Annotated in this window: 18 protein-coding genes; 8 read left to right on the top strand and 10 right to left on the bottom strand. The window is 67.3% G+C overall.

Going from position 1 to position 25306, the window contains the following annotated elements; genetic code table 11:
• Positions 1-4: 4 nt before the first annotated feature.
• A complete protein-coding gene (gene mfd, locus NMB40_RS04465; protein WP_494360276.1) occupies positions 5-3472 on the top strand; it encodes a transcription-repair coupling factor in 3468 nt (1155 codons plus the stop codon).
• A 56-nt stretch (positions 3473-3528) separates the two neighbouring features.
• Positions 3529-4116: an HD-GYP domain-containing protein gene (locus NMB40_RS04460; RefSeq protein ID WP_494361033.1), complete on the top strand. Its 588-nt coding sequence runs from the start codon at positions 3529-3531 to the stop codon at positions 4114-4116.
• A 63-nt stretch (positions 4117-4179) separates the two neighbouring features.
• Here NMB40_RS04460 and NMB40_RS04455 read toward each other — a convergent pair whose 3' ends face one another.
• The 3 genes from NMB40_RS04455 to NMB40_RS04445 form a co-directional block, all read right to left on the bottom strand.
• Positions 4180-6276: a M13 family metallopeptidase gene (locus tag NMB40_RS04455; RefSeq protein ID WP_494360275.1), complete on the bottom strand. Its 2097-nt coding sequence runs from the start codon at positions 6274-6276 to the stop codon at positions 4180-4182.
• A 449-nt stretch (positions 6277-6725) separates the two neighbouring features.
• Positions 6726-7475, bottom strand: coding sequence for a 2,3-diphosphoglycerate-dependent phosphoglycerate mutase (gene gpmA / locus NMB40_RS04450; RefSeq protein WP_448142311.1), 750 nt, complete (start codon positions 7473-7475; stop codon positions 6726-6728).
• 57 nt (positions 7476-7532) lie between these two features.
• Complete coding sequence (locus NMB40_RS04445; protein ID WP_494360274.1) at positions 7533-8561, bottom strand: cation diffusion facilitator family transporter; 1029 nt, start codon at positions 8559-8561, stop codon at positions 7533-7535.
• Between the two features lie 221 nt (positions 8562-8782).
• On the opposite strand from NMB40_RS04445, the gene NMB40_RS04440 reads away from it, so the two are divergent.
• From NMB40_RS04440 to NMB40_RS04420, 5 genes are all read left to right on the top strand, one after another.
• On the top strand, positions 8783-9133 hold the full coding sequence (locus NMB40_RS04440; RefSeq protein ID WP_494360273.1) for a hypothetical protein: 351 nt from the start codon (positions 8783-8785) through the stop codon (positions 9131-9133).
• The gene (locus tag NMB40_RS04435) at positions 9130-10707 is read left to right on the top strand and encodes a PepSY-associated TM helix domain-containing protein (RefSeq protein WP_494360272.1); all 1578 of its coding nucleotides are present in this window, start codon (positions 9130-9132) and stop codon (positions 10705-10707) included. The genes NMB40_RS04440 and NMB40_RS04435 overlap by 4 nt, the downstream gene beginning before the upstream one ends.
• Positions 10704-11018, top strand: coding sequence for a DUF3325 family protein (locus tag NMB40_RS04430; protein WP_494360271.1), 315 nt, complete (start codon positions 10704-10706; stop codon positions 11016-11018). The genes NMB40_RS04435 and NMB40_RS04430 overlap by 4 nt, the downstream gene beginning before the upstream one ends.
• A gap of 25 nt (positions 11019-11043) precedes the next feature.
• Positions 11044-13281, top strand: a complete 2238-nt coding sequence (locus NMB40_RS04425; protein ID WP_494360270.1) for a TonB-dependent siderophore receptor — start codon at positions 11044-11046, stop codon at positions 13279-13281.
• 174 nt (positions 13282-13455) lie between these two features.
• Positions 13456-14583, top strand: a complete 1128-nt coding sequence (locus tag NMB40_RS04420) for a metallophosphoesterase (protein ID WP_494360269.1) — start codon at positions 13456-13458, stop codon at positions 14581-14583.
• A 31-nt stretch (positions 14584-14614) separates the two neighbouring features.
• On the opposite strand, the gene NMB40_RS04415 is transcribed toward NMB40_RS04420, so the two are convergent.
• The 3 genes from NMB40_RS04415 to NMB40_RS04405 all read right to left on the bottom strand — a co-directional run bounded on the left by NMB40_RS04415 (position 14615) and on the right by NMB40_RS04405 (position 18848).
• Positions 14615-16549, bottom strand: a complete 1935-nt coding sequence (locus NMB40_RS04415; protein ID WP_494360268.1) for an oleate hydratase — start codon at positions 16547-16549, stop codon at positions 14615-14617.
• A 101-nt stretch (positions 16550-16650) separates the two neighbouring features.
• Positions 16651-17772 (bottom strand): fatty acid desaturase family protein, encoded by a 1122-nt coding sequence (locus NMB40_RS04410; protein WP_494360267.1) that lies wholly within the window; start codon positions 17770-17772, stop codon positions 16651-16653.
• 2 nt (positions 17773-17774) lie between these two features.
• Positions 17775-18848 (bottom strand): ferredoxin reductase, encoded by a 1074-nt coding sequence (locus NMB40_RS04405; RefSeq protein WP_494360266.1) that lies wholly within the window; start codon positions 18846-18848, stop codon positions 17775-17777.
• 93 nt (positions 18849-18941) lie between these two features.
• Between NMB40_RS04405 and fabR the strand changes: the two genes are divergently transcribed.
• Positions 18942-19607, top strand: a complete 666-nt coding sequence (gene fabR, locus NMB40_RS04400) for an HTH-type transcriptional repressor FabR (protein WP_068850302.1) — start codon at positions 18942-18944, stop codon at positions 19605-19607.
• Positions 19608-19671: 64 nt separating this feature from the next.
• Here fabR and NMB40_RS04395 read toward each other — a convergent pair whose 3' ends face one another.
• The 4 genes from NMB40_RS04395 to NMB40_RS04380 all read right to left on the bottom strand — a co-directional run bounded on the left by NMB40_RS04395 (position 19672) and on the right by NMB40_RS04380 (position 25304).
• Entirely contained in the window at positions 19672-20031 is a 360-nt protein-coding gene (locus tag NMB40_RS04395) for a glycine zipper 2TM domain-containing protein (protein ID WP_494360265.1), read from the bottom strand.
• A 134-nt stretch (positions 20032-20165) separates the two neighbouring features.
• The gene (locus NMB40_RS04390) at positions 20166-21140 is read right to left on the bottom strand and encodes a DUF1684 domain-containing protein (protein ID WP_494360264.1); all 975 of its coding nucleotides are present in this window, start codon (positions 21138-21140) and stop codon (positions 20166-20168) included.
• A 5-nt stretch (positions 21141-21145) separates the two neighbouring features.
• A complete protein-coding gene (locus tag NMB40_RS04385; protein ID WP_494360263.1) occupies positions 21146-24136 on the bottom strand; it encodes a TonB-dependent receptor domain-containing protein in 2991 nt (996 codons plus the stop codon).
• Positions 24117-25304 carry an OsmC family protein gene (locus NMB40_RS04380; protein WP_282247125.1) on the bottom strand — a complete coding sequence of 396 codons (1188 nt, stop codon included), beginning with the start codon at positions 25302-25304 and terminating at the stop codon, positions 24117-24119. The genes NMB40_RS04385 and NMB40_RS04380 overlap by 20 nt, the downstream gene beginning before the upstream one ends.
• Positions 25305-25306 lie beyond the last annotated feature (2 nt).

Here is a 25306-nt window from a genome sequence, read left to right as displayed (position 1 = left end):
GCTCATGTCACGCACCTCATATCCCGCACCGCCGCTGCCCCGTTCCGGGCAGCTCCGCGCCTGGTGGCGCGCTCCCGCATCGCCCACGGCGCTGGCGTGGTACATCGCCCGCGCTGCGGAAACGCATGACGGGCCGTTGCTGGTCATCGCGCGCGACAACCACGGCGCCAACCAGATCGAGTCCGACCTGCGCACCCTGCTGGGCAGCGCATCGGACCTGCCGGTGGTGGCCTTCCCGGATTGGGAAACGCTGCCCTACGACGCCTTCAGCCCGCACCCGGACATCATTTCGCAGCGCCTGGCCGCCTTGCACCAGCTGCCCACGCTGCGCCGTGGCATCGTGGTGGTGCCGGTGCAGACCCTGCTGCAGCAGCTGGCGCCGCTCAAGTACATCATCGGCGGCAGCTTCGACCTGAAGGTCGGCCAGCGCCTGGACCTGGATGCGGAGAAGCGCCGGCTTGAGGCCGCCGCCTACCGCAACGTGCCGCAGGTGATGGACCCGGGCGATTTCGCCGTTCGCGGCGGCCTGCTCGATGTATTCCCGATGGGTGCCGAGGCGCCGCTGCGGATCGAGCTGCTGGACGAGGACATCGATTCGATCCGCGCCTTCGACCCGGAAAGCCAGCGTTCGCTGGACAAGGTCGATGCGGTGCGGATGCTGCCCGGCCGCGAAGTACCGCTGGACGAACTGAGCGTATCGCGGGTGCTGGCCACCCTGCGCGAGCGTTTCGACGTGGATACCCGGCGCAGCGCGCTGTACCAGGACCTCAAGTCCGGGCTGGCGCCGGCCGGCGTGGAGTACTACCTGCCGCTGTTCTTCGACGAGACCGCCACGCTGTTCGACTACCTGCAGCCCAATGCGCTGCCGGTGATCGCACCCGGCGTGGGCGAAGCGGCCGCGTCGTTCTGGGCCCAGACCCAGAACCGATTCGAACAGCGCCGGCATGACGTGGAGCGGCCGCTGCTGGCGCCCACCGAGCTGTACCTGAGCCCCGAGGCCTTCAGCGCGCGCTTGAACACGCTGCCGCGCATCGAGGTCTGGAGCGCCGACCACCCGCGCATCGACGAAGCCAAACCGCTCGGCGACCAGCCGCTGCCGCCGCTACCGGTGGCCGCGCGCGATGCCCCGGCCGGCGAAGCGCTGAAGTCGTTCCTGGGCCACTACCCCGGCCGGGTGCTGATCGCCGCCGATTCACCGGGCCGCCGCGAGGCGTTGCTGGAAGTGCTGCTGTCGGCGGAACTGAAACCGCCGGTGGTGGCCGACCTGCCGACCTTCCTGGCCGATGCGAACCAGCGGTTTGCCATCACCGTGGCGCCGCTGGAAGACGGCTTCGCGCTGGACGCACCGCCGCTGGCGGTGCTGACCGAGCGCCAGCTGTTCCCCGAGCGCGCCGGCACTACCCGGCGCAGCCGTCGGGTCGGGCGCGAGCCCGAGGCGATCATCCGCGACCTCGGCGAGCTCACCGAAGGCGCGCCCATCGTCCATGAAGACCACGGCGTGGGCCGCTACCGTGGCCTGATCGTGCTCGATGCGGGCGGCATGCCCGGCGAGTTCCTTGAAATCGAATACGCCAAGGGCGACCGGCTGTACGTGCCGGTGGCCCAGCTGCACCTGATCAGCCGCTACTCCGGCGCGTCGCCGGAAACCGCGCCGCTGCATTCGCTCGGTGGCGAACAGTGGAGCAAGGCCAAGCGCCGCGCGGCCGAGAAGGTCCGCGACGTGGCCGCCGAACTGCTGGAAATCCAGGCCCGCCGCCGCGCGCGTGCCGGCCTGGCGCTGCACGTGGACCGGGCGATGTACGAGCCGTTCGCGGCCGGCTTCCCGTTCGAAGAAACCGCCGACCAGCTCGCCGCCATCGACGCCACCCTGCGCGACCTGGCCAGCAGCCAGCCGATGGACCGCGTGGTCTGCGGCGACGTCGGCTTCGGCAAGACCGAAGTGGCCGTGCGCGCCGCGTTCGCGGCCGCCAGCGCCGGCAAGCAGGTCGCCGTGCTGGTGCCGACCACGCTGCTGGCCGAACAGCACTACCGCAACTTCCGCGACCGCTTCGCCGATTGGCCGCTCCGGGTGGAAGTGCTGTCGCGCTTCAAGAGCACCAAGGAGATCAAGGCCGAGCTGGAGAAGGTGGCGGCCGGCACCATCGACGTCATCATCGGTACCCACCGCCTGCTGCAGCCCGACGTGAAGTTCAAGGACCTGGGCCTGGTGGTCGTGGATGAGGAGCAGCGCTTCGGCGTGCGCCAGAAGGAAGCACTGAAGGCGATGCGTGCCAACGTGCACCTGCTGACCCTGACCGCCACGCCGATTCCGCGCACGCTCAACATGGCCATGGCCGGCCTGCGCGACCTGTCGATCATCGCCACCCCGCCGCCGAACCGGCTGGCGGTGCAGACCTTCATCACCGCCTGGGACAACGCGCTGCTGCGCGAAGCGTTCCAGCGCGAACTGGCGCGCGGTGGCCAGCTGTATTTCCTGCACAACGACGTGGAAAGCATCGGCCGCATGCAGCGCGACCTGGCCGAGCTGGTACCGGAAGCCCGCATCGGCATCGCCCACGGGCAGATGCCCGAACGCGAGCTGGAACGGGTGATGCTGGATTTCCAGAAGCAGCGCTACAACGTGCTGCTGTCGACCACGATCATCGAATCGGGCATCGACATCCCCAACGCCAACACCATCATCATCAACCGCGCCGACCGCTTCGGCCTGGCCCAGCTGCACCAGCTGCGTGGCCGCGTCGGCCGTTCGCACCACCGCGCGTATGCGTACCTGGTGGTGCCGGACAAGCGTTCGATGACCCCCGATGCCGAAAAGCGCCTGGAGGCCATCGCCTCCATGGACGAACTCGGCGCCGGCTTCACCCTGGCCACCCACGATCTGGAAATCCGTGGCGCCGGCGAACTGCTGGGCGAAGACCAGAGCGGGCAGATGGCCGAAGTGGGCTTCAGCCTGTACACCGAACTGCTTGAGCGCGCCGTGCGCAGCATCCGGCTGGGCAAGCTGCCCGACCTGGATTCGGGCGAGGAAGTGCGCGGTGCCGAAGTCGAGCTGCATGTGCCGGCACTGATCCCGGACGACTACCTGCCGGATGTGCACACCCGCCTGACCCTGTACAAGCGCATCAGCAGCGCGCGCGACAGTGCCGAACTGCGCGAACTGCAGGTGGAAATGATCGACCGCTTCGGGCTGCTGCCCGATGCGGCCAAGCACCTGTTCGCGGTGGCCGAACTGAAGCTGCAGTGCAACGCGCTGGGCATCCGCAAGCTGGAGCTGGGCGAGAACGGCGGCCGCATCGTGTTCGAGGCCAAGCCCTCCATCGACCCGATGGCGGTCATCCAGATGATCCAGAAGCAGCCCAAGCTCTACACCATGGATGGGCCGGACAAGCTGCGCATCAAGGTGCCGCTGCCGTTGCCCGAAGACCGCTTCAACGCGGCCAAGGCACTGCTGACCACGCTCACCCCGGGTTGATTTCACGCCGGGCGAACGTCGCCCGGCGCATATCGCCTACGTCCCCCCCGCGATGTATTGCCATGTTCGACCCGTCCCCTCCCCAGGCGTGCTCCATCGACGCGTTGTCGATGTCGCTGCAGATGCGCGACCAGTACACCCGCTTCCATTGCGACCGGGTGGAGCTGCTCGGCGACCAGCTCGGCCACCTGTGCGATCTCGATGAGGCCCAGCGCACGCACCTGACCCTGGCCGCACGCTTCCATGACATCGGCAAGATCGGCATCCCGGACAACGTGCTGCTGCACCCTGCCCGCCTGGATGACGAACAACGCGCGATCATGCGCACCCATCCCGAGCGCGGCGAGCGCATCTTCGCCGCCACCGGTCGCCCCGATGCGGACGAGGTGGCACGATTGATCCGCGCCCACCACGAGGCCGTCGACGGCAGCGGCTATCCCGACGGGCTCAAGGGCAACGACATTCCGCTGGGTGCGCGCGTATTGAGCATCGTCGACAGCTACGACGCGATGACCACGGCCCGCCCCTACCGCGGCGCGATGCCGCACGCCAAGGCGATGGGCATTCTTGCCGGGCTGCAGGGCGGCCAGGTGGACCCGGACGTGTTCGCCCAGTTCGTGCGCCTGATGGACGGCCAGCCCTAGCGGTCGACGGGCAAAAAAAAGCCCGGCACTGCGCCGGGCTTTTCTTGATTGAACCGCGGGCAGTTACCAGATCACCACGCGCTTGTCGTCGGCACGCACCATCGCGTCGCCCGGCTTGCACTCGAACGCCTGCGCGAACGCCGGCATGTTCGACGGCGCGCCATTGGCACGGAAGTTCGCCGGCGCATGCGGGTCGGTGTTCAGGCGCACGCGCAGTTCGCCGTCGGTGAAGTTGCGGCGCCACACCGTGGCCCAGTTCATGAAGAAGCGCTGGTCCTGGCTGTGGCCATCCACGGCGACGTTGGCCTTGGGGTTCTCCTTCAGCGCCATCTGCAGCGCGTCGTAGGCCACGGTCAGGCCGCCCAGGTCGCCGATGTTCTCGCCCAGGGTCAGCTTGCCCTTCACGTTCACGCCCGGCAGCGATTCGTAGCCATCGAACTGCGCCACCAGCTGGTCGGTACGGCCGGTGAAGGCCTTGCGGTCGCTGTCGGTCCACCAGTTGTCGAAGTTGCCGTTGGCCGCGAACTGGCTGCCCGAGTCATCGTAGCCGTGCATCATCTCGTGGCCGATCACCGCACCGATGCCGCCGTAGTTCAGCGCCGGATCGGCCTTGGCATCGAAGAACGGCGCCTGAAGGATCGCCGCCGGGAACACGATCTCATTCTTGGTCGCGTTGTAATAGGCATTGACGGTCTGCGGGGTCATGCCCCACTCGGTCTTGTCGACCGGCTTGCCGATCTTGTTGAGCATGTAGCGGTAGTTGAACGCGCGCGCGGCCTGCATGTTGCCCAGGTAGCTGTCGGCGTTGGTCTCGAAGCCCGACCAGTCACGCCACTTGTCCGGGTAACCGATCTTCGGGGTGAAGCTGGCCCACTTCTCCAGCGCCTTCTTGCGGGTGTCTTCGCCCATCCACTCCAGCTTCTCCAGGCGCGCCTTCAGCGCCACCGAGAGGTTCTCCACCAGGTGCTGCATCTGTTCCTTGGACTCGGCCGGGAACACCGCGTCCACGTACAGTTGGCCCAGGCCTTCGCCGATGGAGGTGTTGACCGACTCCAGCACACGCTTCCAGCGCGGCTGCATTTCCTTCTGGCCACGCAGGGTGGTGCCGTAGAAATCGAAGTTGGCCTTCTCGAACGCGCTGCTCAGGTACGGCGCGGCATCATCGACGGTGTGGAAGCGCAGGTACGCCTGCCAGGTCGAAGCCGGCACCTCGTTGAGCATCTTGTCCACTTCGCCGAAGAACGCCGGCTGGGCCAGCGAGAACTTCTGCGCGGCCGGCACCTTGAGGGTGTCGAACAGCGCGGTCCAGCTGAAGTTCGGGGTCAGCTTGTCCGCTTCAGCCGCGCTGACCGGGTTGTAGCGCTTGGCCGGATCGCGCAGCTCGATGCGCGACAGCGACGCCTTCGCCAGGCGGGTCTCGAAGTCCATCACCGCCTGCGCCTGCGTCTTGGCCTGCGCGGGATCCACGCCGGACAGGGTCAGCGCCTGCGCGATGTAGGCCACATAGGCCTCGCGGATCTTCGCCTGCGATTCGTCGAAGTAGTAGCCCTTCTCCGGCAACCCCAGGCCGCCTTGGCCGACATAGGCGATGACGTTGGCCGAATCCTTGTAATCAGCGTTGGCCGACAGCGAGAACAGCACGCCCTGGCCCTGCGCTTGACTGTCGCGCAGGTACTGGGTGATGGCGGCGGTATCGTTCAGCGCGGCGATCTTGTCCAGCTGCGGCTGCAGCGGCGCGATGCCGGCCGCTTCGATCTTGGCTTCATCCGAACCGGTCTTCCAGATATCGCCGATCTTGGCTTCCACCGAGCCGGCCTTGGCCTGGCTGGCCGCGGCCTGCTGGACCAGCGCGTGCTGCACTTCCAGCGAGCGCTCGCGCAGAATCTCGAAGCTGCCCCAGGTGGTCTGGTCGTTCGGCACCGGGTTGGCCTTGAGCCAGCTGCTGTTGACGAACCCGTTGAGGTCGGTACACGCAGCAATCGCCGGATCCAGGTCAGCGCTGTTGAGCGAGATCAGCGGCGTCTTGATCTGCGACAGATCGAACGCCGGCTTGGCATCGGCCACGGCGGCAGCCGGCGCGGTATCGGTCTTGCCACAAGCCGCCAGCGACGCGGCGATGGCAACGGTCAGGCCCAGCGGGACCAGCTTGGAAAACTTCATTCGACTCTCCGGCTACAGGGAAGCATCGCCCGCAATGCGGGCAATCAGGCAGCGTAGCGCGGGTGGGCTGTACTTGGACCGGCCAAAGGTCACAGGCGGGCTCTTGGCTGTGCGCGGAAAGCGTTGGCGTATCAGTTGTTACGGGGCGGACACGCATGGCGTGTCCCTACGCGGTTACCGCCACCAACGCATGAGAATGATCGGCGCTGCCGTTGAACTTCTCGTGGCCACCAACACACCGTCGAGGGTCGGCGGGGGCGGGGGTACGGGGGCTTTGCGAAACATGGATGTTTCGCAAGAGCCCCCAAGGATGGGTTCACGGCGCCCCCCGTACCCCCGCACCCGCCGGCCCTGCATGGGTCATCCTCAGGCCAGGGCTGTTCGCGGAATCCAACAGCAGCCGGGCAGGGCCCGGCTCTACGGCATCCTGCAATCAGGCAATCAGGCAGTTACTTCGCTTTGCCTTGGTTCGCTACGGCCTCAGCGGCCTTGCGCGCTGCTTCCGGGTCGCCCAGGTAGCGGAACGACTTCACGGTCAGGTCTTCGTTGAGCTCGAACAGCAACGGAATGCCGGTCGGAATGTTGAGCTCCAGGATCGCTTCCTGCGAGACGTTGTTGAGGTACTTGTACAGCGCGCGCAGCGAATTGCCGTGCGCGGTGACCAGCACCGTCTTGCCGTCCTTCAGCTGCGGCGCGATCGCATCGAACCAGTACGGCAGCACGCGTTCCAGCGTGGTCGCCAGCGACTCCGTGCCCGGCAGCGCATTGCGGTCCAGCGTCGAATAGCGGCGGTCATGGATCGGGTGGCCCGGGTCTTCGCGGTCCATCGCCGGCGGCGGAATGTCGTACGAACGGCGCCAGATCTTGACCTGGTCCTCGCCGTGCTTGGCCGCCGTCTCAGCCTTGTCCAGGCCCTGCAGACCACCGTAATGACGCTCATTCAGGCGCCAGCTCTTGCTCACCGGCAGCCAGTCCTGGTCCAGTTCCGCCAGTGCCCCCTGCAGCGTGTGGATCGCCCGCTTCAGCACCGACGTGTGCGCCACATCGAACTGCAGCCCCTCTTCGCGCATCAGGCGGCCGGCGGCGGCAGCTTCGCTGCGGCCCTGCTCGGTCAGTTCCACGTCCACCCAACCGGTGAAGCGGTTGTCCAGGTTCCACTGGCTCTGGCCGTGGCGCAACAGTACGAGTTTCCGGGTCACTGCGGTTTCTCCGAGGGGATGGCAAGGCAGGCCGCCATTGTAGCGGCACCCGCCGGTTCAGGGATGTGGATGCCCGTGATGCCCCTGCGCGTCCGGACTGCTGCGGCGCGGCTCATGCGTCCGCCCGTGTGCATGCCCCGCGTGCCCCGCGTGGTCATGGTCATGGTCGCCGTGGCCCGCCTTCCCCGCAGGCGCTCCATCGCCGCAATCGTCGCCGCAATGGTCCGCCTCGATCTGCAGCGTCACATGATCGATGCCGAAATCCTCGTGCAGCGCCGTGCCCAGCCGGCGGCGCAGCCCATCCGCATCCACCCCTTCGGCAATCACCACGTGCGCGGTCAGTGCCGGCGTGCTCGACGCCAGCGCCCATACATGCAGATCGTGCACATCCTGCACGCCGTCGTGCGCACACAACCGGGCGCGCACCGCCTCCACCTGGATGCCCTTCGGCACGCCTTCCAGCAGTACGTTGATCGCCTCGCGCATCAGCACCCACGTGCGCGGCAGCACCCACAGCCCGATCAGCACCGCCAGGATCGGATCGATCGGCTTCCAGCCGGTCCAGCGGATCAGCAGCGCACCGATGATCACCGCCACCGACCCCAGCATGTCTGCCCATACTTCCAGGTACGCGCCCTTCACGTTGAGGCTCTCGCCGCTGCCCGCGCGCAGCAGACGCATCGAAATCAGATTGATCACCAGCCCGAACGCCGCAATCACCAGCATCCCGGTCGACGCGATCTCCTGCGGCTGGCGGAACCGGGCCACCGCCTCCCACAGGATGTAGCCGGCCACCACGAACAGCATGCCGCCGTTGATCATCGCGCCCAGCGCTTCCAGCCGCGCATACCCGTAGGTGCGCCGCGCATCCGGCGGACGCCGGCTCAGCCGCACCGCCACCAGCGCGATCATCAGCGCCAGCGTGTCGGTGGCCATGTGCGCCGCATCGGACAACAGCGCCAGGCTGTTGGTCCAGAACGCGCCCACCACCTCCACGATAAGGAAGGTGGTGGTCAGCCCCAGCGCCCACCACAACGGCTTCTCGTGGCGGATCTCGCTCGGCAGGTGATCGTGGTCGTGACCCATGGCAACAGCTCCTGTGCAATGGGCAAAGCCTACTGCGGCAGGCGCCGGGGAGACTATTACGACGTTTATAACATTGCAGCTCGCGCCGCCTGGGCATGGTTGCGCCCGGAAACCGCTGCAGCACAAGGGCTGGCACGGCGCATCCCTCGATCGAGGGATTCGACAGGGTCGCCGAGGTCAAATAATATTGATTCTCAATTGCTTTGCAGTCCGCCGCCCCCGTGCCCCTTCCGCAACCGCCCTCCCCGTCCCCGACCGTACCGGCCGGTGCCACCCCACGCCGCGCACCGAAGCGCAAGGCCGGCAACGGCGTGCTCTGGGCGCGGGGTGGGCTGGCCCTGCTCGGCGGCTACACGGTCGCGGCCACGTGGGCCGCCGCGCTGGCGCGCCTGCTGCCCGGCAGCCTCGCCGACGCCGCACTGGTCGCGACCATGGCCTCGTTCGTGATCTACACCCTGGCCGCGATCTGGGCCTATGCCGCACGCAGCATCGCGCGGGCGGCGGTTGGACTGGCGCTGGTTGCCTGCGTCGGCATGGCACTGTCCACCCTGCTGGCCGGGAGCGTGGCATGAGCCAGGGCTTTCGCCAGTCGCAGGCGGTGCTGCACACCTGGTCCGGCTTGGTGGTCGGCTGGGTGCTGTACCTGATCTTCATCGCCGGCACCGCCAGCTACTGGCGGGTGGAACTGACCCGCTGGATGCAGCCGGAACTGACCCTGCCGGCCAGTACCGGAACCGCGCTGGAACAGGCGCAGGCCTTCCTGGCACGCACCGCACCGGATGCCACGCGCTGGTCCATTGAACTGCCCGGCAGCCGCAGCAACGCCACCGCGGTACGCTGGCAGCCCAAGGATGCGCCGGAACCCAAGCGCGGCCAACCCAACCCGTGGCAGGCCACGCTGGATGCCAACGGCACCCCGGTGCAGGCGCGCGAAACGCGCGGTGGTGATTTCTTCTACCGCCTGCACTTCGACCTGCACTACGTGCCGGTGATCTGGGCGCGCTGGTTCGTCTGCTTCTGCACGATGTTCATGCTGGTGGCCATCGTCAGCGGCGTGATCACCCACAAGAAGATCTTCGCCGACTTCTTCACCCTGCGCCGCGGCAAGGGCCAGCGCAGCTGGCTGGATGGGCACAACGCACTGGCGGTGCTGTCGCTGCCGTTCCACCTGATGATCACCTACACCGGCTTGATCACGCTGATGACCGTGTACATGCCGTGGGCGGTGGATGCCAACTTCGGTGGGCGCGATGCGTTCTTCGCCGAGCTGTTCCCGCGCGAGGCCAAGGTTGAACCGCTGGGCCAGGCCGCCACGCCACCGGCGCTGGCGGCGCTGCTGCCGGTGGCCGCACGCCAGTGGGGCGAAGGCCATGCCGCATCCGTGGTGGTCGACCAGCCCGGCGATGCGGCGATGCGCATCACCCTGCGCCGCGACAGTGGCGACCGCATCGCCGACAACGGCGAACCGCTGCGCTTCGACGCGCATGGCGCGCTGCTGGGTGGCCCCTCGGCACGCTCGGCCACGGTCTACACCCGCGACGGCATGATCGGCATGCACGCCGCGCGTTTCGCCCCCACCGCCATGCGCTGGCTGTTCTTCCTGTCCGGCGTGGCGGGCACGCTGATGGTCGCCACCGGGCTGGTGCTGTGGACGGTGAAACGGCGCGAACAGCTGCCCGATCCCGACCGCCCGCACCTGGGCTTCCGCATCGTGGAACGCCTCAACATCGGCTTCGTGGCCGGCCTGCCGGTGGCGATGCTCGCGTTCCTGTGGGGCAACCGGCTGCTGCCAAGCGCACTGGAGCAGCGCTCCAAGGCTGAAATCAGCGTGTTCTTCGCCGCGTGGGCGCTGTGCCTGCTGCATGCAGCGCTGCGCCTGCCGCGCCGCGCGTGGGTGGAACAGCTCGCCTGTGCCGGCGTGCTCGCCGTGCTGCTGCCGATGTTCAACGTGGCGGCCTGGCACGGCGGCATGTTCGCGGCGTTTGCCGCAGGCGACCTGGCCAAGGGCGGCATGGATGTCGGCCTGCTGCTGATCGGTGCGGGCCTGCTGTGGGCCGCGCGCAAGGTGAATCGCCATGTGCCGGTGGCGCGCCGCGTGCGTGCGCCACGCGCCAGCGCGGCCACCGCGACCGGGCCCGGCGCATGACAGTACTTGCGCTGCTGCTGTCGCTGCTCGGCTTCCTGTGCCTGTCGCTGGCCATGGAACGCCACCACCGTGATGTATTCGGTGCCGCCCCTGCGCTGGCCCGCCGCCGGCTGCGGCTGCTCGGCTGGGTCGCACTGACCGCCGCCGTGGCCTGCAGCATCGGCGCCTGGGGCATCGCCTACGGCGTCATCGCCGGCTGCGGGATCCTCGCCGCTGGTGCCGCGCTGCCCCTGCTCTGGCTCAGCTACCGGACCGCGCCCACGGCGCGACCCTCGCCACGCCCCGCCGCATCGCGCGCGCCCGATTCCTGATCTTCGCTGCCACCGAGGTTTTCCCATGTCCCGTTTCCGCACCGCTGGCGCCCCGCGCCGGAACACCCTTGCCCTGTGCCTGGCGCTGGCCGCCACGACACCCACGCTGGCGCTGGCCCAATCGGTGGCCGCGCCGGATGGCGATACCCCGAAGACCACCGAGCTGGACAAGGTGCTGGTCACCCAGCGCACCGAGGGCTACCAGGTGTACGGCACCAACACCGCCACCAAGCTGCCGCTGACCCTGCGGGAAACCCCGCAGTCGCTCACGGTGTTCACGCGCCAGCGCATCGAGGATTTCAACCTCATCACCATCGCCGAAGTGCTGCAGCAGACGCCTGGCGTGACCGTGCAGTCGTACGACAGCAACCGCACCCTGTTCACCGCGCGTGGCTTTGCGATCAACAACTTCATGTTCGATGGCGTGCCGACCAACTACACCACCGGTGCCGGCGGCAACTCGATCCTCAGCGACACCTCGATCTACGAACGCATCGAAATCGTGCGCGGTGCCAGCGGCCTGGTGACCGGCTCGGGCAATCCCTCGGCCACGGTCAACATGGTGCGCAAGCGCCCGACCGACAGCTTCCAGGCCAGCACCAGCCTCAGCGCCGGCTCGTGGGACTACAAGCGCGGCGAAGTGGACGTGTCCGGCCCGCTGACCGACAGCGGCCGTGTGCGCGGCCGCTTCGTCGGCGCCTACACCGACAAGGAAAGCTGGGTGCGTTTCCAGCATGACAAATCGCCCAGCCTGTACGGCGTGATCGAAGCCGACCTCACCGACAACACCCGCCTGCGCGCCGGCATCGATTACCTGAAGACCGAATCCGATGGCGGCGCCTGGAGCGCCTCGCCGCTGTTCTTCCGCGATGGCAGCACCGCGAAGATGCCGCGCTCCTACAGCGCCGCAGCGCGCTGGAACGAATGGAACCGCGAGAGCACCAACTATTTCCTGACCCTGGAACAGCAGTTCGGGGCCGGCTGGAGCGGTCGGCTGGCCTACAACCGCCGCAACACCGACACCGACAGCCTGCTGCTGGCCGGCTCCAACACCGGCAACTGGGCCGACCCGGTCACCGGCCTGGGCCTGCGCATCGCCGACACCTATTCGGTGTCCGAAACCCGCGAAGATGCCTTCGACCTGTATGCATCGGGTCCGTTCCAGCTGTTCGGGCGCCAGCACGAACTGGTGGTGGGCGTGAACCACTACGACCGCGACCTGGACACGATCCGCGCCGGCATCAGCTCGCGCCCGTACAACGTCGCCGCCTTCCCCAGCATCTATAGCTGGGACGGCAACATCGGCAAGCCGACCACGTTCAATTACGGCATTCCCTCCAGCACCACCACCACCACCGAAACCGGCTACTACGCGGCGGTGCGCCTGAATCCGATCGATCCGCTCAAGGTCATCGCCGGCGTGCGCTATTCGGATTACAAGAGCACCACCGACAACTTCGACGTCAACGGTGTGTTCACCGGGCGCAGCGCGCGCACCACCGCGCATGAGCCGACCCCGTACCTGGGTGCCATCTACGACCTCAGCGCGAACATCTCCGCGTTCGCCAGCTATTCCGATGTGTTCCAGGCCACCGCGCTGCGCGACATCAACAACCAGCTGCTGGATCCGGTGACCGGCAGCAACTACGAATATGGCTTCAAGGGCGAGTTCTTCGGCGGTCGCCTGTACGGCTCGCTCAACGGCTTCTACATGAAGCAGGACAACGTGGCCACGCGCGACCCGGCCGGCGCCGACATCGTGCTGCCCGACGGCAGCGTGCCCTACATCGCCAGCAAGGGCATTGAAACCAACGGCGCCGAATTCGAACTGTCCGGGTCGATCACCGACACCTGGAGCATGACCGGCGGCTACACCTACGCCTACAGCACCAACCCGGACGGCAGCCGCTTCGCCAGTACCAGCCCCATGCAGCTGGCGCGCTTCAACACCACCTGGCGCCACGGCCGGTGGATGGTCGGCGGTGGGTTCAGCGTGCAGAGCGAGATCTACCAGATGCAGCCGATCCCCACCGGGCGCTACACCGCTGCCGGGGCCCCGATCACGGCCACCGGCAAGATGCGCCAGGGCGGGTATGTGCTGTTCGACCTGATGGGGCGGTACCGGATCACCGACAACGTGAGCGTGGGGGTGACCGTGACCAACCTGTTCGACAAGGTGTACTACCGCAATGTCGGGTTCTTCAATTCGGGGTATTGGGGCGAGCCGCGGCGGGTGTTGTTCAATCTGCGGGCCAATTTCTGAGGGGCAGCCACGCAGGGCGTGGCTCTACGCGGCGTGGTAGGCGACGACCGTTGGTCGTCGCGGCCACATTGCGCACATTGGGCTGACCAATGGGGCATGCCCCGTGGAACTGACGCCGGGTAGGATCGGGTGGGCGGCATCTTGCCGCCCGCCCCGTTCCGCTGGAAGTCTCCGATGCCGCTTTGTGTCCGTTCCGCTGCCGCCCGCCTGATCCTGGCCGGGCTTGTCCTGGCGCCCCTGCTTGCCGCCGCCCGCGAGGTTCCCGCGCCGGCCGAACATGTGGATGCCGATGGCCCCTACGTGTTCATGACCCCCAAGGGCCACCAGGCGCAGTGGGTCTGCAATGACCACGTGGTCGAGCGCGACCTGCCGGCGCGCGGCGGCGGCACCGTGGTGCTGCCCGAATGCGGCTACCCGCATCCGTTGACGGTGGCTGCGCCACAGCAGGCCACTACCGCGCAGTACGCGGCCACGCCGCGCATCGTGGCGGTGTCGGACATCCACGGCCAGTACGGCCTGCTGGTGAAGCTGCTGCGCGCTCATCATGTCATCGACAACGACGACCACTGGTCGCTGGGCACCGCCACGCTGGTGGTGGCCGGCGATGTGTTCGACCGTGGCCCGCAGGTGACCGAAGCGTTCTGGCTGCTCTACAGCCTGCAGCAGCAGGCCGCCGCGGCCGGTGGCGCGGTGCACTTCGTGCTGGGCAACCATGAAACCATGGTGCTGTACGACGACCTGCGCTACGTGAACCCGAAGTACCTCAAGAGCGCCCAGCTGCTGGGCCGCAGCTACCCGGCGCTGTACGGCGCCGACTCGGTGATCGGCCAGTGGCTGCGCACCCGTCCGGTGATGCTGCAGATCGGCGATACGCTGTTCCTGCACGGCGGCATCGCGCCGCAGAACCTGGACCTGGTGCGCGGGCTGGACGCCACCAACACCCTGTACCAGGCCTCGGTCGGCCTGCCCAAAGACCAGGTCAAGGCCGCACCGGACACCGCGCGCCTGTTCGACGGCAAGACCAGCCCGATCTGGTTCCGTGGCTATTTCGACGGGCAGATGGACACCGACCAGGTGGACACCCTGCTCAAGGACCTCGATCTCAAGCGCATCGTGGTCGGGCACACCTCGATGCCGCACGTGAGCAGCTTCCACGGCGGGCGCATCATCGCCATCGACAGCAGCATCAAGAACGGCGAGAACGGCGAACTGCTGTTCATCGAAGACGGCGCGGTCAGCCGCGGCCTGCTGGATGGCTCACGGGTGCCGCTGGCCGAAGGAAAGATGGGCCTGGAAGACTGACCGGCCTTCGCAGGCCGGTCAGCCGGGGCGCTTACTTGCCGCGCTTGGCCAGGTTCTCGCGCAGCGTTTCCAGCCGGCCGTGCAGGTCCTTCAGGGCACTGCTGCCCTTGCCCACCAGCCAGGACGCTTCGTCTTCCAGCACGGTGCCGAGGTTGCGCTGGTTGTCCGGCAACGGCGGCAGGATGTGCGCGAAGTAGGTCTTGTCCAGCACCCGGTGCAGCAGCCGCTCGCCGGGGAACGGCTCGTTGTTGTTGAGCGCACGTGCGGCCCGGATCAGGTTGCGCACGTCGTACTGCACCGGGCTCAGGTCGGGCACCTGCTTGGCCAGGCCCAGCAGCGTGTACACCGCCACCCGCGCGGTACGCACCGAGCTTTCCATGGTGAACACCACATCGTTGCGGGTTTCCACGAACTGGCCGAGCAGGCCCAGGTTGGTGCAGCCCGTGGGCACCACGTGCGGACGATCGCCGGCCGCGCGCGGCATGAACTGCGCGGTGATGTACGGCATCAGCGCGGTGCGCACCTTGGTGTTGGCCGCAATCGCGTCGATCTGGTCGACGATGCCCAGGTGGTAGCACAGCTCGGCCAGGATCTCGCGCCCGGTACACGCCGGCATCGGCTTGGCCACGTGGTTGCCGTCCTGGTCCATCAGCAGCGCGTACACCCACACCACCAGCACGTCGCCGGGCTGGCCGATGAAGTGCGGCTGGCGGTTCACGGTGAAGCTCAGCACCCAGTTGGAGTCGGTGAAGGTGATCACCCCGCCGGTAGCGGTCTTCCCCGAATAGGGATCATTGACCGACAGTTCGCGGATCTTGTCGGTCAGCGGTGACGGGCGGCAGGTCAGCGTGGCCGACTCCCACATCGAGCCATCCACGTCGCTGTAGAACTTCTCCGGCTTGCCGAAGATCGGGGACTGCGCGGCCAGGTTGCGCCACAGCGTCCAGTCGCTGTCTTCGCCCGGGGTGCTGGGCCCGCGCTTCAGTACCGGCGCCGTATCCAGGTCGCCGTAGGCGGTGCCTTCGGTGATCGAGCCGGTCAACGCGAACACCAGGTCGCCCTCGGCCACCGGCAGCAGCGTGTCCTTGCCACCCACGCGGCAGCGCAGCCCGGTGACGGTGCGTGATCCGCCATCGACGCGCATCTCCATGTCCACCACGCGCGTGCCGAAGGTGACCTGCACGCCCTGCCCGCGCAGCATGTTCACCAGCGGCTTCACGAAGCTTTCGTACTGGTTGTACTTGGGGAACACCAGCGCGGACATGTCGTTGAAGCCGTCCAGCGCATCCAGGAAGCGATGCATGTACAGTTTCATTTCCAGCAGGCTCTGCCAGTTCTCGAACGCGAACATCGAGCGCCAGAAGAACCAGAAGTTGCTCTGCAGGAAGCCCTCGCTGAAGTAGTCCTCGATGGTCACATCATCCAGGTCTTCCTTGCGCTTGAGCAGCAGCTTGACCAGCTCCCACTGCTGCGGCTTGCTCAATCCAAAGCTGGAGAAGTCCTTGATCTTCCCCTGCTGGTGCATCAGCCGGGCCTTGGAATAGTTCGGGTCGGCATCGTTCACCAACCGGTATTCGTCCAGCACGCTGTAGCCCTCGGGCAGTTCCAGCGCCGGCACGTCCTGGAACATGTCCCAGAAGTTGTCGTAATTCCAGTTCATCTCGCGGCCGCCGCGGATCAGGTAGCCCTGTTCCGGGTTGCCGGCACCATCCAGCGAGCCGCCTTCGATATCCAGGCTGTCGATCAGGGTGATGTTGGCCGCGGGCATGCCGCCATCGCGGATCAGGTAGAAGGCAGCGGCCAGCCCGGCGATGCCGGTGCCGATGATCCACGCCTTGCGCGTGGCGATGCCTTCCGGGGCCACGGGGCGGTTGCGCATATAGGCGCCCATGGTATCGGGCGGGGGCAGCGTATTCAGCGGCTGGTTGGACCAGTAACCGGCCGTGGCATCAGGTTCTTTTTCCATATCAACACTCCTTCGTGGGGATGGGACCTTCGCTGCTGCAGCGATGGTACCCACCCCACCCGTGAAGGCGGTTGATCCGGGTCAATCCAGGCGGTGTGCGGTCATGCGCCCTGTTCGGCGGTGACCAGCGGCTTCACCCGCGCCGGGCGGCTGGGGAAGGCATGGCGCACGATGCGCCACATCACCTGGCCGAACTGCTTCGGCAGCGAGCCGTTGTTGTAGTGCTGGCCGTAGCGTGCGCAGATGTCCTTCACGTCCACCGCAATCGCCGCGTAGCGGTTGGCCGGCACATCGGGGAAGAAGTGGTGCTCGATCTGGTGACTGAGGTTGCCGGTCATCAGGTTCATGACCTTGCCGCCGGCGATGTTGGACGAGCCGCGCAGCTGGCGCAGGTACCAGTGGCCACGGGTTTCATCGCGCACGCATTCCTTCGGGAAGGTTTCCGCATCGGCGGTGAAGTGGCCGCAGAAGATCACCACGTAGGTCCACACGTTGCGGATCAGGTTGGCCACCACGTTGCCCAGCAGCACCGGCAGGAAGAACGGGCCGGCCAGCGCGGGGAACAGCAGGTAGTCCTTGAACATCTGCCTGCCCATCTTGCGCCCGACCGGGCGCGCCTGCGACAGCAGCTGGCGGAAGGTGATCTTGCCGGCGAACCAGCGGCCCACGCGCAGGTCCTGGATGGCGATGCCCCATTCGAACAGCAGCGCGAACACCACCGCCACCACCGGCTGGGTCAGGTAGAACGGGCGCCAGCGCTGTTCGGGGAAGATCCGCAGCAGGCCATAGCCGATGTCGTCGTCCAGCCCGCGCACGTTGGTGTACGTGTGGTGGCGGAAGTTGTGGGTCTTGCGCCAGTTGTCGGCGGTGCCGACGATGTCCCATTCGTAGGTGCTGCCCTGCAGCTGCGGGTCGCCCATCCAGTCGTACTGGCCGTGGATGACGTTGTGCGCCAGCTCCATGTTCTCCAGGATCTTGGACAGCGCCAGCAGCACCACGCCGGCAATCCAGGCCGGAATCAGCACGCTGTGCACGAATGCGCCCAGGAACAGCAACGCGCGGCCGGCCACGCCGGTCCAGCGCACGCCGGCAACCACGCGGCGGATATAGCGCGCATCGGCCGTGCCCAGCGTTTCTAGGTGGCGCGCACGCACGGCATCGAGTTCATTGCCGAACGCTTCCAGTTCGGCGGCGGACAACACGCGGTTCTGCACGGCAGGCATGCTCAGAGCTCCAGGATCAGGTCGGTGCTGGCGCTGTTCACGCACAGCTTCACTTGCGTGGCCGGTTCGGCCGCGTATTCGCCGGTCAGGGTGTGGCGGGTCACGCCACTCGCCTTGCCGCACACACAGGTATTGCAGATGCCCATGCGGCAGCCGCTGGCCGGGCGCAGCCCTTCGGCTTCCAGCGCCTGCAGCAGCGAAGTACCGCGCGGCAGTTCCAGGGTGCGGCCGCTGCGGCGCAGCTCGACGCGGACCGTGCCGGTCTCCGCATCGGGCAGCAGCGGCGGGGTGAAGGCTTCGGACTGCAGCGTGGCCACGCGTCCCTGCAGGCGCGCGTTTGCGGCCTCGACGAAACCGCCCGGGCCGCAGGCCATCACCTGTGCGCCGGACAGCTCGCCCAGCGCGCTGAAATCGTAGTCGCCCACGCGCGCGGCCGGCGCGGCCGGATCGCGGGTCAGCGCCAGGTGCACGCGGAAACCGGGATGGCGGGCGGCGATATCGGCCAGCTCGTCGGCAAAGCACACCGCTTCGCGCTGCTGCGCCCAGTACACCAGGTCCACCTGTACCGGCATGCCGGCGGTCTCCATCTGGCGCACCAGCGCGCGCATCGGGGTGATGCCGCTGCCAGCGGCCAGCAGCAGCACCCGCGCCGCAGGCGTTGCCGCCAGGGTCATCTCTCCGAACGCCTGGCCCAGCTCGAACACCTCGCCCACCTGCGCGTGCTGCGCCAGGTGCTGGCTGACCTTGCCGCCGGCGATCGCCTTGACGGTGATCGCCAGGCAGCCGTCATCCAGCAGGGTCGGGCTGTAGCTGCGCGACAGGCGGCGGCCGTCCACTTCCACGCCCAGGTTCACATGCTGGCCCGGGGCCACGCCACGGAAATGCCGGTTCGGGCGCAGGACCAGGGTGACCGCGTCGGCGCTGGCCGCGGTGCGCGACACCAGCCGTGCCCGCGCGCGGCGCAGGGTCCACAGCGGATGCACCCGGCCGGCCCAGAAGTCGAAAAGCTCCTCGGACACCCATTGGCGGGGCGAGAGGGACGAACGGCGGGCGGCGGGACGAGGGAGTGCGCTCATGACGCCACTATACGACCGAGCATACAGGTGTGTATACACTTGTATATTGCCCAGACCGGCTATGATTCAGGGACTTGACCGTCTGGCCTCTGGATGACCCCGCCCGATTCGCACCTGACCGTCCACGATGACGCCCTGCCGGCCCGCAAAGCCTCGATTTCACGCGAGGACCTGCTGGCTGCCGCCCTGACCCTGATCGGCCCGCACCGCAGCGTGTCGACCCTGAGTCTGCGCGAGGTCGCCCGCGAAGCCGGCATCGCCCCGAACTCGTTCTACCGCCAGTTCCGCGACATGGACGAACTGACCGTGGCCCTGATCGACCTGGCCGGCCGCTCGCTGCGCACCATCATCGGTGAGTCGCGGCAGCGCGCGGCATCGTCGGACCGCAGTGTCATCCGCCTGTCCGTGGAAACGTTTTTCGAACAGTTGCGCGCGGACGACCGCCTGCTGCACGTGCTGCTTCGCGAAGGCAGCGCCGGCTCGGATGCGTTCAAGCAAGCCGTCGAGCGCGAACTGAACTACTTCGAAGAAGAGCTCTGCGTCGACCTGATCCGGCTGGCGCACGCCGACAACGGCGCGCTGCTGCATGAGCCGCACCTGGTGGCCAAGGCGATCACCCGGCTGGTGTTCGCCATGGGCGGTACCGCGCTGGACCAGCCGCCCGAGCGCGACCCGGAGATGATCGAACAGACCGCGCAGATGCTGCGGATGATCATCACCGGGGCCCGCACGATTGCCGGATATCCGCCGACGCGTTAAAGAAAAAGGGCCGGCGCACGGCCAGCCCTTTCGTATCACTCAGCGCGCTTGGCGCGCGTTCGCATCAGCGGCGATAGCACTGGCGCTCCACCACGCGGTCGCCGTTCTTGCTCTGCGAGTTGCCCTGGATCTGGCGACCGGCCGCGCCACCCGCCACTGCGCCCGCCACCGTGGCGATCTTCTTGCCGCTGCCGCCACCCACCTGGTTACCCAGCAGGCCACCCACCACCGCGCCGGTGGCGGTACCGGCAATGCGGTTCGGATCCTTGCTGTTGCGCTGCACTTCAACGTTCTTGCAGACCACCTTGGTGCCATCGTTGAAGCGGCGCCCTTCATCCTTCGGCCCGTAGGTCTGGGCGCTGGCGCTGAATACCGATGCCATCAGGGCGGCTGCACACAGCACGTTTCGGGTAGAGAGATTCATGGTTGGCTCCTCGCTTCATGACGTAGCGCCAGTGTCTGCGCGGTGCTGGCAACCCCCTGTGAAAAGCCGTGGATGTCGCGTCAACGCCGCACGCGCTGTTCAGCCGGCAGCCATTGGCGCGTCGTCGGCAACGATCAGTGATTGCCCCCCGCATACTTCTTCTCCCCGGCCAGCACCGCCAGCCGCGTGCGTTCGCCGCTGCCATCCTGCAGGGCCAGGCGGTTCTCCGGCGGCGGCAGCGGGCACGTGGCGAATTCCGTGTACGCGCAGGGCGGATTGTGCGCACGGTTGAAGTCCACCACCACCGTGCCGTCCGCCGCGACCGGGTCGGTGCGCAGGTAGCGCCCCACCCCGTAGGTGAGCCGGCCCGTGGTCTGGTCCTGGAACATCAGGTTCAGGCCCTTGGCCGGGTCGCCCAGCGCTTCCAGCCGCCACTCATGCCCTTCCTTCTCGAACACCACATAGCCCGGGTTGGGGTTGTCGGCGACCTCGCCGAGCACGTTGACGATGGGAAGCGTCCTGCCGGCCGGGTGCGGCACGAACCGTGCCGGCACGCGCCAGCCCTCATCGGCCGGGAAGAAATCCAGGCCCGCGAAATCCCGCCGTGCCGGTGCATCGGCGTGGCGCACTCGCAGCGCAAGGCGCTGACCGCGCTTGATCGCGGTGATCTGGCCCCTGCCCTCGTCATAGGCCAGCTTGGTACCACCGCCCGCCCCTTCTGGATCCAGGCGCACCTCGCCCTGTACCGGCTTGCCGTCAACGGTCACCGGCACCCCTGCGGCGACCTGGAAGTACAGGCCATCGGCGCGCTGCTCCACCTCGCCCAGTCGATCCGGCGCGATGGATAGCCGGATGGCGTTGTCGGCGCCGCCTCCCACGCTGCGTTTGCCTGCTTCGATCCAGTGCAGCCCGATCAGGCTGGTCCAGCCGTCGGGCTTGCTCAGGTCCGCGCTGCGTTGACGTACCCACTGCGTGTGTTCGTCCTGGAAATCCAGCGCCGCGGCTGCGGCCGCGGATGCCGATGGCACCCCCGTCGCCCGGTCCTGCGGACTGCACGCGGTGGCGAGCAGGGCGACCACGAACAGCGAAACGACTGCATGCGTCTTCATGATGTTCACCAGTTCTTCGAGATACCGAGGTGGAGGTAGCGTCCGTAGGATTCGTGCAGCGCGCTCAGGTAGTTGCCAGTGGCGCTCAGCGGTGGCGCTTTGTCGAACAGGTTGCGCGCGCCCACTTCCACCGCGGTTCCACTCAGCCGCCCGCGGGTGAACTCCTTCTTGACCGACAGCGCCCAGCGCTGCGTGGAGCCGACCACGAACGGCGTGCGGTCCGAATAGGCGCCGGCGGTCACGCTGTCGATGTAGTCATCGCGCAGCCGCACCGTCCAGTCCTGCAGGTTCCAGATCAACGTCGCGCTGGCCCGCCATTCCGGCTTCGCGCCGTTGATGCCCACCTCGTTGGCCGCCCCCAGGTCGGGCACGAGGATGTTCAGCTGCCCGCTGGCGATGGCTGCGGCCACCTGCTGTATCTCGGCCGGTTTCTGCTGGGTGTATTCCTTGAGCTGGCTGGCACTGATCAGCAGCGAGAAGGTGCCCCACGACGTTTCCGGCAGGCGCCAGCCGAGGTTGTAGTCCACGCCCGACGCGGTGAGCGGCCGGCGATTCTGGTAGCGGTTGTAGATATGCGTCACCACGCCCGCCGGTGCCAGGCCGGAGCCTTCGAACTGCGCGATATCCTCCGCCGTCACCTCCGCCCGCACCACGTTCGGGTTGCTGCTGCCTTCCACCACGCGCAGGTAGGCGTCATACAGCAGTTCCTCGCCCATGGTGCTGATGGGGTTCTCCACCTTCACCCGCCACGCATCCACGCTCAGGCTGATCGCCCCCAGCCCTTCGGGCAGGAACTGCGGCTCGAACACCACGCCCCACGAGGATTGGCGGGTGGTTTCCGGTTTGACGTCGTCGCCGTAGGACGTCACCGAGCTCACCGACGGCTTCACCGACGAACCGCTGCTGAAGGCATTCAAGCAGGCGGTGTAATCGGGCTGCGCGCCCTTGGTGACCAACGCATGGCAGCGGACCGCATCGTTGTTGAAGCCAAAGCCATACGTCGGCGGCGAGTTCACCAGCTCCAGCCCCGGTGCACGGAAGCCACCGCTTACCGAGCCGCGCAGCAGCAGGCTGTCCACCACCTTCCAGGCGGCCGCCAGTTTCGGCTTGCCGACCTTGCCGGCATCGCTGTAATCCTCCCAGCGGCCGGCAATCTGCAGGTCCAGCGACTGCACCAGCGGGATGCCCTGTGCCGGAGACACCAGCGGCACGGCGAATTCAATCAGCGCCGATTTGACGTTGCGGCTGCCGCGCACATCCGGCCGCGGGCTGTGGGTGAAGAAGTTGCTGGCCGCGACCGTGCCGGTATACCAGTCGGTATACGGGTTGCTGCCATCGATGTTCTCGTCGCGGTCATCCCGGCGGCTTTCATAGCGGTACTCCACGCCCGCCGCCATGCCGATGTCGCCGGCGTACCAGGTCAGCAGGTCGGAGCGGTTCACCTTGAAGTCCCACAGCGCCAGTTCCGTGGTGCCTTCGCGGGTCGCCTCGCCGATGAAGGACGAGGTGTCGTAGGGCGTGGCATCGCCCACCCGAATGCTGGTGGGGTCGCCGCCGCTGAACGGATTGTAGGCACTGGCGTCGGTGCGGTTCACCGCTTCGATGAAGGCATCGGTCAGCCCGCCCTGCTGGGTATCGGTGCTGCGCGCGCGTGAATACAGCAGCGCGGTTTCCCAGTTCCAGCCGCCCTCGGTCCAGCCACGCACGCCCAGCAGCACCCGCGACTGGTCGTTGTCCACCTTCACCCGGCGGATGCCCGAATCGGCGAACTGGTAGTTGAGCAGCCGGATCGCATCGGCACCGCGCAGCGCTTCAGGAACCCAATAGGCATCCGGGCGGATATGCAGCAGGAAGCCATCACCGCCAAAGCCCGACTCGCTGCTCACCCACGATTCGGAAGTGGCGCGGTAATAGCCCAGCTCACCGAACAGCTGCACGCTGTCGTTGACGTCGAAGCGGCCCGTGGCAAACACGTTGCCCTTGCGGATGGCCGGTGACGTGGTGATGCCCGGCTCGGCCGCCGAATCGTAGTGATAGCGCGTGGGCACCGTGCCCGAGGTCAACGCACCCGTGGTGGGGTTGACGTACCAGCTGCCCGTACGGCGGCTTCCGGTATAGGTATCGAAATGCCCCCACGGCGTTCGGGTGCTGAAGCCGGTGGTCCCGTTCGGGTCCGGCACGCTGGTGCCATCACCCAGTGGGCGGCGACCGTCGGTGGCAGTGAACCAGGCATCGGAGTTGAGCTGCGAGGTCCGCCTGGAGAAGCCATACAGCACTGAGAGATTGCCGCGCCCCTCGCTGAAGTCGCTGCCGAAGTACCCATCCAGCGATACCTCTTCGCGGTGGCCATCGGTGACCTTGCCGTAGTTCAGGCGAACGCCGCCGCCATCTGCCAGGTTGCTCGGCATCACCAGGTCGACCACGCCGGCCACCGCATCGGAGCCGTAGATGGAGGCCGCGCCGTCCAGCAGCAGGTTGACCCGCTCCAGGCCGAAGACCGGAATGGCATTGGCGTTGTAGGTGGTGTCATCGCCACTGTTGCTGATCGGGTGCTGCACGGTGCGGCGGCCATTGACCAGCAGCAGCGTGTACTTAGAGCCCAGGTTGCGCAGGTTGATGGAGCCGACGTCGCCGCGTGCGACGTTGGAGTTCCGGCCGGCGTTGGTCGTGCCCTTTTCCGTAATGGCCACATCGCCAAACTGCGGCAGGCTGCGGAACAGCTCGTTGCCGTTGGTGGCCAGGGTGGCATCGATCTGCTCGCGGTCCACCGCGACCACCGGCAGTGCTGCCTGCGCGCCGCCCCCGGCGATCTGCGAGCCGAGGACCGAAACCTTGTCCAGCGTGCGGGCGTTGGAACCCTGTGACTGCGACGCCGACGCAGCGGCCTCCTCTGCCGTCTCTACAGGCTCGGCGGCCTCCGCAGCCTCACCGGCCGGCGCAAGCAGCGTGCACAGGGCCAGCGCCAGATGACTGCGCTTAGCGCGTGGCTTCCGCATATGCGCCTCGCACGATGCTGCCTTCCAGCTTCTGCTCGTCCTTCACCAGGTTGTACAGCGGGCAGGTCGCCTCGACCGACTGGCGCAGCGCATCGATCTCCTGTTCCGAGGCCGGCGATTCAATCCGCACCTTGTACCGGATGTCGCTGTACCGCGCCGGCGAGCGCACGTTGCTGCCGAAACGCGGGCTGACGTTGCCATCGACGGTCAGCTCCAGCGAATCCAGCAGCACGTTGCGCGAGGCCGCCTGCACTTCGAAGATGTGGGTCAGGCAGGTACCGGTCACACCGAGCAGGTGCTCTTCCACCGTCGGGGCAAGACCATAGCCCAGCAGACCCGGCGCGCTGTCGTGCAGCTGCTGGTGGTAACCGTCCTTGCCCAGGAACACCCGACGCAGGCCGGTACGCGGCTCGACGTGGGCGCGCGCGACCAGGGTTTCCGGCTCGGCCGGTTTGGCCTTGGCGCCCGGCTTCACCTGCCTGGCGAGCACCGCAGGGCGCTTCTCCTCGGTGATGAAGTCACGCAGGCCCGGCGGCAGTTTGGGGTCGCGCTCGGCCGCGCTGTGGATGTATTCCACATCGGCATGGCTGACCTGCTGCGGACGGGTGACCAGGTCGATGGCCGAGGAATTCTCATGCACCGCGCGCTTGAGCGCCTGCAGCTGGGCGTCGGTGGCCGGCGAATCGATGTAGGCCACATAGGAAAGATTGTTGGGGTAGGCCAGCGTCTCGCTCTTGCGCTCGGGAATGCTGGTGAACACCACGTCCAGGCCATCCAGCGGCACGCCCTGCACGGCCGCCTGCACGATGTACTCATCTGCCACCGAGCTGGCCAGCGTGCCCACCAGCGAATCCCAGGAGCCGGCGCCAAGGTTGTAACCCGCGTAGTTGCGCCCGCTGTCGCTGATGTACTGGAATTCCCCGGTCGGCCCGATGCGCAGGCGGCGTACGCCGGAGCGGCTTTCGGCGGTGACCTTGGCGTGGATCGCGGTGGGCGTGCCGGGCTTGGCCGACTGGGCCTGGATGGCCTCGCGCTTGGCGGCCAGGTAGGTGCGCAGCGGCGAGGCCTGGTCCTCGGCCGAGGAGACCAGCGGGGCCAGCAGGAGCATGGCGGACAGTGCGGTGGTGCCGATTACCTTGAACGGCGTCGTGCAGCGTGCGATGGACATGG

This window comes from Stenotrophomonas sp. FBCC-B152 (assembly GCF_059134105.1).
The sequence above is the reverse complement of the archived record's forward strand: the minus strand, read 5'-3'. Positions and strand labels throughout refer to the sequence as shown.

What these genes read in the sequence shown, in the direction of transcription:
- mfd (WP_494360276.1), top strand. Translation starts at nt 5, where the DNA reads ATGTCACGCACCTCATATCCCGCACCGCCGCTGCCCCGTTCCGGGCAG.
- NMB40_RS04455 (WP_494360275.1), bottom strand. Translation starts at nt 6,276, where the DNA reads ATGAAGTTTTCCAAGCTGGTCCCGCTGGGCCTGACCGTTGCCATCGCC.
- NMB40_RS04445 (WP_494360274.1), bottom strand. Translation starts at nt 8,561, where the DNA reads ATGGGTCACGACCACGATCACCTGCCGAGCGAGATCCGCCACGAGAAG.
- NMB40_RS04435 (WP_494360272.1), top strand. Translation starts at nt 9,130, where the DNA reads ATGAGCCAGGGCTTTCGCCAGTCGCAGGCGGTGCTGCACACCTGGTCC.
- NMB40_RS04430 (WP_494360271.1), top strand. Translation starts at nt 10,704, where the DNA reads ATGACAGTACTTGCGCTGCTGCTGTCGCTGCTCGGCTTCCTGTGCCTG.
- NMB40_RS04425 (WP_494360270.1), top strand. Translation starts at nt 11,044, where the DNA reads ATGTCCCGTTTCCGCACCGCTGGCGCCCCGCGCCGGAACACCCTTGCC.
- NMB40_RS04420 (WP_494360269.1), top strand. Translation starts at nt 13,456, where the DNA reads ATGCCGCTTTGTGTCCGTTCCGCTGCCGCCCGCCTGATCCTGGCCGGG.
- NMB40_RS04415 (WP_494360268.1), bottom strand. Translation starts at nt 16,549, where the DNA reads ATGGAAAAAGAACCTGATGCCACGGCCGGTTACTGGTCCAACCAGCCG.
- NMB40_RS04410 (WP_494360267.1), bottom strand. Translation starts at nt 17,772, where the DNA reads ATGCCTGCCGTGCAGAACCGCGTGTTGTCCGCCGCCGAACTGGAAGCG.
- NMB40_RS04405 (WP_494360266.1), bottom strand. Translation starts at nt 18,848, where the DNA reads ATGAGCGCACTCCCTCGTCCCGCCGCCCGCCGTTCGTCCCTCTCGCCC.
- fabR (WP_068850302.1), top strand. Translation starts at nt 18,942, where the DNA reads ATGACCCCGCCCGATTCGCACCTGACCGTCCACGATGACGCCCTGCCG.
- NMB40_RS04395 (WP_494360265.1), bottom strand. Translation starts at nt 20,031, where the DNA reads ATGAATCTCTCTACCCGAAACGTGCTGTGTGCAGCCGCCCTGATGGCA.
- NMB40_RS04390 (WP_494360264.1), bottom strand. Translation starts at nt 21,140, where the DNA reads ATGAAGACGCATGCAGTCGTTTCGCTGTTCGTGGTCGCCCTGCTCGCC.
- NMB40_RS04385 (WP_494360263.1), bottom strand. Translation starts at nt 24,136, where the DNA reads ATGCGGAAGCCACGCGCTAAGCGCAGTCATCTGGCGCTGGCCCTGTGC.
- NMB40_RS04380 (WP_282247125.1), bottom strand. Translation starts at nt 25,304, where the DNA reads ATGTCCATCGCACGCTGCACGACGCCGTTCAAGGTAATCGGCACCACC.